Here is a 12811-nt window from a genome sequence, read left to right as displayed (position 1 = left end):
CTTACAGAACTGAGATTTAGGAGCGCAAAAGGAGGGGTAGCGAGAATCTGAGGTGTCATCCTGCTCAACAACTTGAACCAGCACTGAAGGCTGCGCTCGAAAGTTAAAGTAATTTATTAAGAGTAAGATTTTTTTGGTATTACGAAAGTGCTTCTGCTGTTGATTCTGTAAGGAGGGGAATTGCTACTACAGGCGCCCTGCTCAATTGATTAAAGCAGGGAGGGGAAAAAGGTGGAGAGTCGATCTGTAAGCCGGGTTCTGTCTTGAACAGTCATTCGTCTACGATGGCCATCACTGGACATCTTTAGCAACCTACCCGGTCCCAGCGCGGGCCACGCCTTGGGACCCTATTTGGTCTTGCTCCAAGTGGGGTTTACCTAGCCACGAACTGTTGCCAGTCGCGCGGTGCGCTCTTACCGCACCTTTTCACCCTTACCGGCGCCGAAGCGCTTAGGCGGTTATTTTCTGTGGCACTTTCCGTAGGCTCACGCCTCCCAGGCATTACCTGGCACTTCGCCCTATGGAGCCCGGACTTTCCTCCCCCCCCTAATTTTCATAGAGGGCAGCGACTGTCCGATCGACTCTCCGCCGCGAAGATTAACGGCAGAGCAGCCGAAGGACAAGCGCTAAACGCCTCGGGCTACGCCTGCACGTCGGTTTTTACTCGCCCTTCTGTTTGTCCAGCGCGACCTGATAGAGCACATTCTTGCGCTCGCCGGTAATTTGCGCCGCCAACGCCGCGGCTCGCTTGAGCGGCATCTCTTCAAGCAACAGATTCAGAATGCGCATCGCTTCACTGCTGACGGCGTCCTCGGTCTCGGGGGCAGACCAACCCGCCACCAACACCACGCATTCACCGCGCTGCTGATTACTGTCTGACTCGACGAACTCGCGCAACTCGGCCAGCGGCAAGCCCTTAAGGGTTTCAAAGGTTTTAGTGATTTCACGGGCCAGCAAAGCCGGGCGCTCCCCACCAAACACCAACTCCATGTCTTGAAGGCACTCAAGGATCCGGTGCGGGGCTTCATAAAAAATCAGCGTGCGCGGTTCTTCCTTTACCAACTCAAGACGGGCGCGTCGACCGACAGCCTTGGCCGGCAGAAAGCCTTCGAAGATGAAACGGTCCGACGGCAACCCCGCCGCCGACAACGCTGCAATCAACGCGCAGGCGCCCGGAACCGGCACCACATTGATACCCGCAGCACGCGCCTGACGCACCAGGTGATAACCCGGATCGGAAATCAACGGCGTGCCGGCATCTGAAATCAGCGCCACATCGTCGCCGGCGAGCAAACGGGTGATAAAGCGGCTACCTTCATCCCGCTCATTGTGTTCATGACAGGCTGCCAGCGGTGTAGGAATGCCGAAATGTTGCATCAATCGCTGAGAGTGGCGGGTATCTTCGGCCGCAATCAGGGCGACCTCGCGCAGGATTTTCAGCGCACGCGCGCTGATGTCGTCCAGGTTGCCGATGGGCGTCGCCACCACATAAAGCGAGCCAGCAGCGGAATTCAAAGCACCTGGAGCAGTCAAAGCGCACACCTCATGATCTGTAAAAGCCGCCATTGTAGCGCGTCGCGACGTTCGCGATACGCGCAAGCAACCCTCGGTTTTGCAGCCTTTTGTGCAGTGCCGCAACATTTGCACGAGCTAAATTGATCGATTCACACCAGTAACATCGCGCCCCGGCCAGTGCTTGGGTACAATTCCACGCTAATTTGATCGAGTATCAGGAACACTTACATGATCGCTTGCCTGCGGCTGCTCACTGCCCTCTGCCTCGCTGCCTTGCTGGCGGCTTGCGCCAGCTCGCCCTCCTCCAGCCTTGGCGAACTTCCACGGACCCCGGATGCCAGTATCGAGCAATTGCTCGCACAGGCCGCTCAAAGCAAAGACCCGGAAAAAGCCTCCCTGTTGCGCCTGAGCGCGGCAGACCTGGCCTATCGTCAGGGGAATGCCGGCCAGTCCGCGCAAATCCTGCAACAAGTCCCCGTCGAAACACTCAAGCCTGGCCAACAGGTTTTCGCCAGTACCCTGGCGGCTGAACTGGCCATGGTTCGCAATCAGCCCAAAGCGGCGCTGACTGCCTTGAGTCATCCGAGCCTGCAACGCCTGAGCGAACTGCCGGTTGAGCAACAGGTTCGCACCGGCACCGTCCATGCCCGCGCCCTTGAAGCCGATGGCCAGACGCTGGCCGCCGCACGGGAGCGCATCTTCATCGCGCCGATGCTTGAAGGTGAAGCTGCGAGCAAAAACCACGAAGCGATCTGGACCCTGATCGCCTCGTTGCCGACCGACCAGTTGCAGCCAACCACCACCGACGACCTCGGCGGCTGGATGAGCCTGGCGCAGGCGGTGAAAACTGCCGGCACCCTGGAACAGCAGCAAGCTGCGATCGACAACTGGCGCGCACAGAATCCAAAGCACCCGGCCGCCATTCAGTTGCCGCTGCCATTGACCAAGCTCAAGGAACTGGCCAGCCAGCCTCTGAGCAAAATCGCCCTGCTGCTGCCACAAGACGGCCCGCTGGCGTCGGTCGGCAAAGCACTGCGCGAAGGTTTCATGGCTGCTCACTACCAGGCCCAACAAGCCGGGCAGAAGCCGCCAGCCATCGAGTTCTATGACAGCTCGCGCCTGACGTCCCTCGACGAGTTCTATCGCAAGGCTCAGGCCGACGGCGTGCAACTGGTGGTCGGCCCGCTGGAGAAACCGCTGGTCAAACAGCTCAGCGCTCGCCCGCAACTGCCAATCACCACCCTGGCGTTGAATTACAGCGAAGGCGCACAAGGTCCCGCGCAGTTGTTCCAGTTCGGTCTTGCGGCTGAAGACGAAGCCCGCGAAGTGTCCCGTCGTGCTCGCGCCGATGGCCTGCATCGCGCAGCCATCATGGTGCCGAAAGGCGAATGGGGCGACCGCGTCTTGAAAGCGTTCAGCCAGGATTGGCAGGCTAATGGTGGCAGCATCGTCGCTACCGAACGCGTCGACCAACCGGTTCAACTGGCCCAGCAAATTGCCGACATGTTCCAGCTGCGTCAGAGCGAAGGTCGTGCCAAGAGCCTGCAAAGCACCGTTGGCGGGCAGGTAGCCGCCCAGCCTTCGCGTCGCCAGGACATCGAGTTCATCTTCCTGGCTGCAACGCCTCAGCAAGCCCAGCAGATCAAGCCGACCCTGAACTTCCAGTACGCCGGCGACGTGCCGGTTTATGCCACCTCCCACGTGTTCAGCGCCAGCGGCGATGTGAACCAGTACAACGACATGAACGGCATTCGCTTCTGCGAAACCCCATGGTTGCTGGAGGCCAATGATCCACTGCGCAAACAGGTCACTGCACAATGGCCACAAGCTGCTGGCAGCCTGGGTCGTCTGTACGCGATGGGCGTTGACGCCTATCGCCTGGCACCACGCCTGGGTCAACTCAAGGCTCTGCCGGACAGCCGCATCGAAGGCCAATCGGGCAGCCTGGGCATGACTCAGAACCAACGTGTGGTCCGCCAGTTGCCGTGGGCACAGTTCGTCAGCGGCCAGGTTCAACGCCTGCCGGACACCCCGCGCTGATGCCCGACAGATCACGCCAGCAAAGCGGTAAAGATGCCGAGCGCCATGCGCTCGAGCATCTCCAACAACAAGGTCTGCGCCTGCTGGCGCAGAACTGGTTGTGTAAACGCGGTGAGCTTGATCTGGTCATGCTTGATGGCGATACAGTAGTATTCGTTGAAGTCCGCTACAGAAAAAACACTCAATGGGGTGGCGCGCTCGATAGCATTGATGGGCGCAAACAGCAGAAGCTGATATTTGCCGCGCAGTATTTTCTTCAGCGCGAGTCGCGTTGGGCCAATTCCCCTTGCCGTTTCGACGTGGTTGCCATCGACAGCAACCTCGATCAGTTGAATTGGTTGCAGAATGCCTTCGAAAGCTGATCGCGAGCACCCCGAACCGGACACTTTCACCCAACACTTTTGCTCTTTGCTTTGCGGGCTGCACATTCATGTGCCGAGTAGCCGCGCTAATTAAGGTCACACAGATGGACATGCAATCCCGAATTCGCCAGCTTTTTCAGGCCAGTATCGATACCAAGCAAATGGCGATGGACGTACTTGCACCGCACATCGAGCAAGCCAGCCAAGTGATGGTCAACGCCCTGCTCAACGAAGGCAAAATGCTGTCCTGCGGCAACGGCGGCTCTGCCGGTGATGCCCAGCACTTCTCGTCCGAGCTGCTCAACCGTTTCGAGCGCGAGCGTCCGAGCCTGCCAGCGATTGCGCTGACTACCGACAGCTCGACGATCACCTCGATCGCCAACGACTACAGCTACAACGAAATCTTCTCCAAACAGATCCGCGCCCTCGGCCAGCCGGGTGACGTATTGCTGGCGATTTCCACCAGCGGCAACTCGGCAAACATTATTCAAGCGATCCAGGCCGCACATGATCGCGAAATGATTGTCGTAGCATTGACCGGTCGCGATGGCGGCGGCATGGCATCGCTGCTATTGCCCGAGGACGTCGAGATTCGCGTACCGGCCAACGTCACCGCACGTATTCAGGAAGTCCACCTGCTGGCGATCCATTGCCTTTGCGATTTGATCGACAGCCAACTGTTCGGGAGTGAAGAATGACCCCTAATCGCCTAGGCCTTCTGGCCTTGACCCTGTGCCTCGGCATCAGCGGCTGCACCTCGGTGGTTAACGCCAGCCGTGAAGCACCGATTGAAGATGACCGCGGCACCCGCACCTTCGGCAGCAAGATCGACGACTCTCTGATCGACACCAAGGTCGGCGTGAACATCGCCAAGGCCGATCCAGCCCTGGACAACGACTCGCACATCGTCGTCACCAGTTTCAACGGTGTCGTGCTGCTCGCCGGGCAAACCCCGCGTGCCGACCTCAAGGCCAAGGCCGAACAGGCCGCTGCGGCTGTTCAGCGGGTGAAGACAGTCCACAACGAACTGCAAGTCCTGCCACCTTCCGGCTTCCTTGCCCGCCAGAACGACACCTGGCTGACCTCCAAGATCAAGACCCAGATGCTCACCGACCCGAACATCCCGGGCTCACGCATCAAGGTGGTCACCGAGAACGGCATCGTCTACCTGCTGGGTCTGCTGACCAAGCAGGAAGCAGCCCAGGCCACCAATTTGGTGCAGGGCGTTTCCGGCGTGCAGAAGATTGTGAAACTGTTTGAGTACATCGACTGACACTTGCTTACCGGCGATGGCATTCTTGAGATCGCCATTGACCTGTAGGAGCACAGCTTGCTGGCGATAGCGCCTTCAAGATCGCCATCGCCGGCAAGCCGTGCTTCTACACGTAATAAAAAAGGCGATCCTTGCGGATCGCCTTTTTTATTACTTCACCACCTTCAAACTGGGTCGACCGCTGGGACGCGGCGGCTCGCTGTCGGGTGGCGGAACATCGTCATCCGGCTCGATCTCTTCCTCGTCTTCCATAGGCGATTCCAGATCAAACACCATGCCCTGACCGTTCTCCCGGGCGTAAATGCCCAGGATCGATGCGATAGGCACGTACAGGGTGTGCGGCACGCCACCGAAACGCCCTTCGAAGCTGACCGCTTCGTTGTCCATGTGCAGATGACGCACGGCTGCCGGCGATACGTTCAGGACAATCTGTCCGTCACTGGCAAAACCCTGCGGCACCTGCACCGACGGATACTCGGAATTGACCAGCATGTGCGGGGTGCAATCGTTGTCCACAATCCACTCGTAGAGCGCGCGGACCAGATAAGGTCGACTGGAGTTCATAGCGGCTCCTTAAGCCTTAGCGCATATCGCGTTCGACACCAGACAGACTCGCCTGGAAAGCCTCACGCGCAAACGAGCGCTCCATGTAATCAAGCAGCGGCTTGGCAGGCCGCGGCAGTTCTATACCCAGAATCGGCAATCGCCAGAGTATTGGCAATAGGCAGCAATCCACCAGGCTTTGTTCCTCACTGAGGAAAAACGGCTTGTCGGCGAACAACGGCGACACGCCGGTCAGGCTTTCGCGCAGCTCTTTACGAGCCACGACACGGGCTGCTTCCTTGGACCGGGAATCCAGGATCAGATCCACCAGACCACACCAGTCACGCTGAATACGATGAATCAGCAGACGGCTGTTGGCACGCGCCACTGGATAAACCGGCAGTAAAGGCGGGTGCGGGTAACGCTCATCCAGATATTCCATCACCACGGTCGACTCCCACAACGCCAGGTCACGATCGACCAGGGTGGGCAGGCTGCCGTAAGGGTTCACTTCAATCAGTTTAGGCGGCTGGCGACCAGCTTCCACGTAAATGATCTCGGCGCTGACACCCTTCTCTGCAAGTACGATACGCACTCGGTGGGAATAGTGGTCGGCGGGGTCGGAGTAACAGGCCAACCGATTGGTCACGCCCATGGCGGTCCTCCTCGCTTGTTGAAATTATCGGAAACGGAAAAACGCGCGCGCCCAGAGGGCGCCTCCTGTAACGCCTGGATCACCAGGCTCGTTACACCTTCAGAGACGCCCTTGGGCGCGCGCGATTGACAGCAATTTTACAGCAATATCAATGGACGTCTTTCCAGTATTCACGCTTGAGCAAGTATGCGAATACGAAGAAGAACGCCAGGTACAGCAACACATAGGTACCGATGCGCTGATGCTGCAGCTTCACCGGGTTGGCCGAGTAGGCCAGGAAGGTCACCAGATTCTTGACCTTCTCGTCGAACTGCTCTTCGTTCAGCGTGCCGGTTTTCGGCAATACAGTCAGTTGATCGCAGGCTTCATGCGTCAAAGCGGTGCCGGTCAATGGATCGTATTGCTTCTTGTCGCCTTCGACGATTTGAACTTGTTTACAGCCTACCACCTGACGACCCTGCAGGCCGACCAGAACGTTAGGCATGCCGACGTTCGGGAATACCTTGTTGTTCACGCCCCAAGGACGCGATGGGTCTTCGTAGAAAGATTTCAGGTAACCGTAGAGCCAGTCAGTGCCACGAACGCGGGCGACCAGGGTCAGGTCGGGCGGCGCCGCACCGAACCAGGTCTTGGCGTCAGCCGGCTGCATGCCGATGCTCATGTGGTCGCCGATCTTGGCGCCGGTGAACACCAGCTTCTCAAGCATCAGCTCATGAGGAATGCCCAGATCATCGGCCACACGCTCGTAGCGCTGAAACTTGGCACTGTGGCAGCCCATGCAATAGTTGGCGAACGTACGCGCGCCGTCCTGCATGGCCGCTTTGTCGGAGACGTCGATATCGACCTTTTCCAACTCGGGAGCGCCAGCTGTCGAGGCGAACGAGAACACAGGCATCGCCGCAAGAATCAGTACAGCAAATAGCTTTTTCATCAGCCAGTCACCCTTTCCGGAACCGGTTTGGTCTTCTCGAGCCTGGTGTAGAAAGGCATCAGAATGAAGTAGGCGAAGTACAGGAAGGTACATACCTGCGACAGCAACGTACGGCCTGGCGTTGGAGCCAGAACACCCAACACACCCAGGATCACGAACGAGATGCAGAACACCCAGAGCCAGATCTTGCTCATCCAGCCTTTGTAGCGCATCGACTTGACCGGGCTGCGATCCAGCCATGGCAGGACGAACAGCACAGCGATGGCCGCGCCCATGGCGATAACGCCCAGCAGCTTGTCCGGAACCGCCCGCAGAATCGCGTAGAACGGGGTGAAGTACCAGACCGGAGCGATGTGCTCTGGCGTCTTGAAGGCGTTCGCCACTTCAAAGTTCGGCTTCTCGAGGAAGTAGCCGCCCATTTCCGGGAAGAAGAACACGATCGAGCAGAAGATAAACAGGAACACCACCACGCCGACGATATCTTTCACGGTGTAATACGGGTGGAAGGCAATGCCATCCAGCGGTACGCCGTTTTCGTCTTTGTATTTCTTGATGTCCACGCCGTCCGGGTTGTTCGACCCGACTTCGTGCAGCGCCAGAACGTGCAGCACCACCAGACCGAGGATCACGATCGGCAAGGCCACAACGTGCAGGGCGAAGAAGCGGTTCAGGGTGATACCGGAAATCAGGTAGTCACCACGGATCCACTGAGTCAGATCGTTGCCGATGACCGGGATCGCACCGAACAGCGAGATGATCACCTGGGCACCCCAGTAGGACATCTGACCCCACGGCAGCAGGTAACCCATGAAGGCTTCAGCCATCAGCGCCAGATAGATCAGCATGCCGAAGACCCACACCAGCTCACGCGGCTTCTGATACGAACCGTAAAGCAGGCCGCGGAACATATGCAGGTAAACGACGATGAAGAACATCGAAGCACCGACTGCGTGCAGCATACGCAGGATCGAGCCGTACTCGACGTCGCGCATGATGTATTCGACGGAAGCAAACGCCTCTTCCGCCGACGGGGTGTAGCTCATGGTCAGCCAGACACCGGTAACGATCTGGTTGACCAGAACGAGCAGCGCGAGGGAACCAAAGAAATAGAAGAAGTTGAAGTTCTTCGGGGCGTAGTACTTGCTGAGATGGTCTTCCCACATTTTGGTCGCGGGAAAGCGCGCATCAACCCAATCCATGAACTTGCTCATCACGCTTTCTCCGTATCGACGCCAATGACAATGAGGTCATCGGTCTCATAGGAATGCGGGGGAACTGGCAGGTTCAAAGGCGCAGGTTGCGACTTGTAGACGCGGCCAGCCAGATCGTAGTGGGAACCGTGGCAAGGGCAGAAATAACCACCTACCCAGTCCTTGCCCAGATCCGCAGGTGCCACTTCTGGACGGAAGGTCGGCGAGCAACCCAGGTGCGTGCAGATACCGATCAGCAGCAGAACCTCTGGCTTGATCGAACGCGTTTCCGGGTCGACATAAGTCGGTTGTGTCGAGTTCTTGGAGGCCGGGTCAGCGAGCTGGCCCTCGATCTTTTTCAGATTGCCCAGGATTTCCTCGGTACGGCGGACAATGAACACCGGCTGACCGCGCCACTCAGCAATCATCTGCTGGCCTGGCTCGATTTTGCTGACATTCACCTTCACCGGTGCACCTGCGGCTTTCGCCTTGGCACTGGGAAACCATGACCCCACGAACGGGACCGCAGCCCCCACCGCTCCTGCAGCACCCACCACGGATGTGGCTGCTACCAAGAAGCGACGCCGGCCTGCATTCACGCCGTCATTGCTCATTCAGTCCTCTCCCATCAGCTTTGTGGCCTGTTAAATCAGGCGTCTACTAAGTAAAAATCTGAACTTATAAAAATTTTGCCGAATGGTAATGAAAAGCCCCAATTCTGACAAGGTAATTACCGAGGGGCTCAACTGCCAAGCCTTGCAGTATAGGGCTTCTACGGCTGTGGCAAGTTGTCACAGAGCAATTCTTCGATAAATCGCGCCCATAAAAAAACGCCCAGCTTCGCGAGGAAACTGGGCGTTCTTTTTGAACGTAAAAGCGAATTAACGCTTCGAGTACTGCGGACGCTTACGCGCTTTACGCAGACCAACTTTCTTACGTTCAACTTCACGTGCATCGCGAGTAACGAAGCCAGCTTTGCGCAGAGCGCCACGCAGGGTTTCGTCGTACTGCATCAGTGCGCGAGTGATACCGTGGCGGATTGCGCCAGCTTGACCACTTACACCACCACCGATCACGGTGACGTAGATGTCGAATTTCTCGACAGTCTCAGTCAGTTCCAGCGGCTGACGAACTACCATGCGGGCAGTTTCGCGGCCGAAGAAATTTTCCAGGGTGCGGTTGTTGATGGAGATGTTACCAGTACCCGGACGCAGGAAAACGCGTGCGGTTGCGGTCTTGCGACGGCCAGTGCCGTAATTTTGAGTCGCCGACATAATGAACTATTCCGTTAAAACTTCAGTTCTTGGGGCTGCTGAGCAGTATGAGGGTGTACAGCGCCCGCATAGACTTTCAGCTTACGATACATGTCGCGACCCAGCGGGTTCTTAGGCAGCATGCCTTTGACCGCGGTCTCGATCACGCGCTCAGGGGCTTTAGCAATCAGCTTTTCGAAGTTGATCGACTTGATGCCGCCCGGGAAACCGGAGTGGGAGTAGTAGATTTTGTCGGTGGTTTTAGCACCGGTTACACGAATCTGCTCGGCATTGATAACGACGATGTAATCGCCGGTGTCAACGTGAGGAGTGTACTCAGCTTTATGCTTGCCACGCAGACGGCTCGCGATTTCGGTGGCCAGACGACCCAGGGTCTGACCTGCAGCGTCGACGACAAACCAGTCGCGCTGTACTGTTTCCGGTTTAGCAGTAAAAGTTTTCATTCTTTATAGCCTCAGGGGCCGCCCTGTAAATTAGACGGCGGATCTTACTGAATAGTGCGTACTTTGACAAGTCAAAGGCAGCCGGATACAGACGCTTTCGGGGGCTCGGGTCGGCGCGTCCGTTCAACGGCAAGATTCTTCGGCGGCGGCGCATCACTTCCACTGCAGAAAGAGGTGCGCAATTATGCAGATTGCGAAAAATAATTCAACCTGCTTTTATGATTGTTTTGCCCAAGGAGCACCCGATGGACTATCGACAGCTAGGCCGAACCAATCTGAACGTGAGCGCCATCTGCCTCGGAACCATGACCTGGGGCGAGCAAAACAGCGAGGCTGAAGCCTTCGCCCAGATTGAACGGGCCAAGAGCGCCGGGATTAATTTCATCGATACCGCCGAGATGTACCCGGTGCCGCCCAAGGCCGAAACCTACGCCACCACCGAGCGCTACATCGGCAATTACTTCAAAAGCCGCGGTGATCGCGCCGACTGGATCCTGGCCAGCAAGATCGCCGGCCCCGGTAACACCATCGATTACATCCGCGACAAAAACCTGCGACACAACCGCCAGCACATCACCGAAGCCGTGGACGCCAGCCTCAAGCGCTTGCAGACCGACTACATCGACCTCTACCAGTTGCATTGGCCGGAGCGCAGCACCAATTTCTTCGGCCAGCTCGGTTACAAACACCAGACCGAAGCCAACCTCACGCCGCTGGAGGACACCCTCGAAGCGCTGGACGAACAGGTCAAGGCCGGCAAGATCCGCCACATCGGCCTGTCCAACGAAACGCCATGGGGCACCATGCGTTTCCTCGCCCTGGCGGAAGCCCGTGGCTGGCCGCGCGCGGTGTCGATCCAGAACCCGTACAACCTGCTCAACCGCAGCTTCGAAATCGGTCTGGCGGAAATCGCCATCCGCGAACAGTGCGGCCTGCTCGCCTATTCGCCGCTGGCGTTCGGTTTCCTGTCGGGCAAGTACGAAGGTGGCGCGCGCCCGCCTAAAGGCCGCTTGAGCCTCTACAGCCGCTTCAGCCGCTATTTCAACCCGCAGTCGGAAGCAGCGTGCAGCCGTTATGTGGCACTGGCGCGTGAACACGGCCTGGACCCGGCACAAATGGCGCTGGCGTTCGTTACGCAGCAGCCGTTTGTGACCAGCAACATCATTGGCGCGACGACGATGGAGCAGCTTGAAAGCAACATCGCCAGTTTTGATCTGAAATTGTCGGAAGAGGTACTGGAAGGGATCGAGGCGATTCACAAGGATCATCCGAATCCGGCACCTTGATTGATTTCTAGATCCATTCGCGAGCAGGCTCGCTCCCACAGGGGGATCACCGTCACCTGTGGGAGCAAGCCTGCTCGCGATAGCGGTCTTACAATCACTGCCGCATCAAAGCGACCGCGCAATAATCTCCTTCATGATTTCATTGGTCCCCGCATAAATCCGTTGCACCCGCGCATCCGCCCACGCCCGGGCGATCGGGTATTCCCACATAAAACCGTAACCGCCATGCAGCTGCACGCATTCGTCGAGCACCTTGCATTGCAAGTCCGTGCCCCAGTACTTGGCCATCGCCGCGGTCGGCACGTCGAGTTTGCCTTGCAGGTGCAGTTCCAGGCAGCGATCGACGAAGACCCGACCGATCTGAATCTCGGTCGCCATCTCCGCCAGTTTGAAGCGGGTGTTCTGGAAGTCGGCGATCGCCTTGCCGAATGCCTTGCGCTCACGGGTGTAATCCAGCGTCCATTGCAGCGCAGCTTCAGCCGAAGCCAGCCCGCCGATGGCAACGGTAAGACGCTCTTGGGGCAATTCCTGCATCAGGTACGCGAAGCCCATTCCGGCCTGCCCCAGCAGATTTTCCTTGGGCACACGCACGTCCTGGAAAAACAGTTCCGAGGTGTCCTGAGCCTTCATGCCGACTTTTTCCAGGCGCTTGCCCTTGGCGAATCCTGGGGTGCTGGCTTCCACCAGAAACAGGCTGGTGCCTTTCGCGCCGGCCTTCGGATCGGTCTTGGCCACGACAATCACCAGGTCAGCGAGAAAGCCGTTGGTGATGAACGTCTTCGAACCGTTGATCACATACTCGTCGCCATCAAGCACCGCGGTGGTTTTCACCCCTTGCAGGTCGGAACCGGCACCCGGCTCGGTCATGGCAATCGCCGTGACCATCTCGCCAGACACCAGTTTCGGCAGGTATTTGTGTTTCAGCGCTTCACTGCCGTAATGCAGGATGTACGGCGCGACAATGTCCGAATGCAGGGAAAAACCGATCCCGGTCAGGCCGAGACGGCCGACCTCTTCGATCACCACCGCGCTGTAGAGAAAGTCCGCCCCCAGCCCGCCATATTCTTCCGGCAGATGCGAACAGAGCATCCCCGCCTCCCCTGCCTTGTTCCAGAGTTTGCGGTCGATATAGCCTTGTTTTTCCCATTGCGCATGGAACGGTACGGCCTCTTTTTCGAGGAACGTTCGCACGCTGTCGCGAAAAAGTTCGTGCTCGGAACTGAACAAGGTTCTGGGGATCATGCGGCACCTGTCGTTATTGTTAGCCGGAATTGACCCTCAGAGACTATGCCCCGCATC

At 57.9% G+C, this 12811-nt stretch carries 14 protein-coding genes and 1 other RNA gene; 5 read left to right on the top strand and 10 right to left on the bottom strand.

What is annotated here, in order from left to right:
* Positions 1 to 231: 231 nt before the first annotated feature.
* Positions 232 to 585: RNase P RNA component class A (gene rnpB, locus ACYZUA_RS07600), an RNA gene on the bottom strand.
* A 75-nt stretch (positions 586 to 660) separates the two neighbouring features.
* The gene (rsmI, locus tag ACYZUA_RS07595) at positions 661 to 1566 is read right to left on the bottom strand and encodes a 16S rRNA (cytidine(1402)-2'-O)-methyltransferase (protein WP_165353260.1); all 906 of its coding nucleotides are present in this window, start codon (positions 1564 to 1566) and stop codon (positions 661 to 663) included.
* 177 nt (positions 1567 to 1743) lie between these two features.
* Here rsmI and ACYZUA_RS07590 point away from each other — a divergent pair, with 177 nt between their 5' ends.
* The 4 genes from ACYZUA_RS07590 to ACYZUA_RS07575 all read left to right on the top strand — a co-directional run bounded on the left by ACYZUA_RS07590 (position 1744) and on the right by ACYZUA_RS07575 (position 5190).
* Positions 1744 to 3555 (top strand): penicillin-binding protein activator, encoded by a 1812-nt coding sequence (locus ACYZUA_RS07590; protein ID WP_461962612.1) that lies wholly within the window; start codon positions 1744 to 1746, stop codon positions 3553 to 3555.
* On the top strand, positions 3555 to 3917 hold the full coding sequence (locus tag ACYZUA_RS07585) for a YraN family protein (protein ID WP_461962611.1): 363 nt from the start codon (positions 3555 to 3557) through the stop codon (positions 3915 to 3917). The genes ACYZUA_RS07590 and ACYZUA_RS07585 overlap by 1 nt, the downstream gene beginning before the upstream one ends.
* A gap of 104 nt (positions 3918 to 4021) precedes the next feature.
* Entirely contained in the window at positions 4022 to 4615 is a 594-nt protein-coding gene (locus ACYZUA_RS07580) for a phosphoheptose isomerase (protein WP_008025961.1), read from the top strand.
* A complete protein-coding gene (locus ACYZUA_RS07575) occupies positions 4612 to 5190 on the top strand; it encodes a BON domain-containing protein (protein WP_008147477.1) in 579 nt (192 codons plus the stop codon). Before ACYZUA_RS07580 ends, ACYZUA_RS07575 begins: the two co-directional genes overlap by 4 nt.
* A gap of 150 nt (positions 5191 to 5340) precedes the next feature.
* On the opposite strand, the gene ACYZUA_RS07570 is transcribed toward ACYZUA_RS07575, so the two are convergent.
* From ACYZUA_RS07570 to rplM, 7 genes are all read right to left on the bottom strand, one after another.
* Positions 5341 to 5754 carry a ClpXP protease specificity-enhancing factor gene (locus ACYZUA_RS07570; RefSeq protein WP_461962610.1) on the bottom strand — a complete coding sequence of 138 codons (414 nt, stop codon included), beginning with the start codon at positions 5752 to 5754 and terminating at the stop codon, positions 5341 to 5343.
* Positions 5755 to 5770: 16 nt separating this feature from the next.
* Complete coding sequence (locus tag ACYZUA_RS07565; protein WP_008155978.1) at positions 5771 to 6388, bottom strand: glutathione S-transferase N-terminal domain-containing protein; 618 nt, start codon at positions 6386 to 6388, stop codon at positions 5771 to 5773.
* A 148-nt stretch (positions 6389 to 6536) separates the two neighbouring features.
* Positions 6537 to 7319 (bottom strand): cytochrome c1, encoded by a 783-nt coding sequence (locus tag ACYZUA_RS07560; RefSeq protein WP_461962609.1) that lies wholly within the window; start codon positions 7317 to 7319, stop codon positions 6537 to 6539.
* Positions 7319 to 8530 (bottom strand): cytochrome b, encoded by a 1212-nt coding sequence (locus ACYZUA_RS07555; protein ID WP_309674874.1) that lies wholly within the window; start codon positions 8528 to 8530, stop codon positions 7319 to 7321. The genes ACYZUA_RS07560 and ACYZUA_RS07555 overlap by 1 nt, the downstream gene beginning before the upstream one ends.
* Positions 8530 to 9123, bottom strand: coding sequence for a ubiquinol-cytochrome c reductase iron-sulfur subunit (petA, locus tag ACYZUA_RS07550; protein WP_461962608.1), 594 nt, complete (start codon positions 9121 to 9123; stop codon positions 8530 to 8532). The genes ACYZUA_RS07555 and petA overlap by 1 nt, the downstream gene beginning before the upstream one ends.
* A gap of 267 nt (positions 9124 to 9390) precedes the next feature.
* Positions 9391 to 9783 carry a 30S ribosomal protein S9 gene (rpsI, locus tag ACYZUA_RS07545; protein WP_003216038.1) on the bottom strand — a complete coding sequence of 131 codons (393 nt, stop codon included), beginning with the start codon at positions 9781 to 9783 and terminating at the stop codon, positions 9391 to 9393.
* Positions 9784 to 9797: 14 nt separating this feature from the next.
* On the bottom strand, positions 9798 to 10226 hold the full coding sequence (gene rplM, locus ACYZUA_RS07540; protein WP_007905295.1) for a 50S ribosomal protein L13: 429 nt from the start codon (positions 10224 to 10226) through the stop codon (positions 9798 to 9800).
* 245 nt (positions 10227 to 10471) lie between these two features.
* On the opposite strand from rplM, the gene ACYZUA_RS07535 reads away from it, so the two are divergent.
* Positions 10472 to 11512, top strand: coding sequence for an NADP(H)-dependent aldo-keto reductase (locus tag ACYZUA_RS07535; RefSeq protein WP_461962607.1), 1041 nt, complete (start codon positions 10472 to 10474; stop codon positions 11510 to 11512).
* 105 nt (positions 11513 to 11617) lie between these two features.
* Here the strand turns inward: ACYZUA_RS07535 and ACYZUA_RS07530 are convergent, their stop codons facing one another.
* Positions 11618 to 12754 (bottom strand): acyl-CoA dehydrogenase family protein, encoded by a 1137-nt coding sequence (locus ACYZUA_RS07530; RefSeq protein ID WP_461962606.1) that lies wholly within the window; start codon positions 12752 to 12754, stop codon positions 11618 to 11620.
* Between the last annotated feature and the right edge of the window lie 57 nt (positions 12755 to 12811).

It is taken from the genome of Pseudomonas sp. LS2P72 (assembly GCF_054897865.1).
The sequence above is the reverse complement of the archived record's forward strand: the minus strand, read 5'-3'. Positions and strand labels throughout refer to the sequence as shown.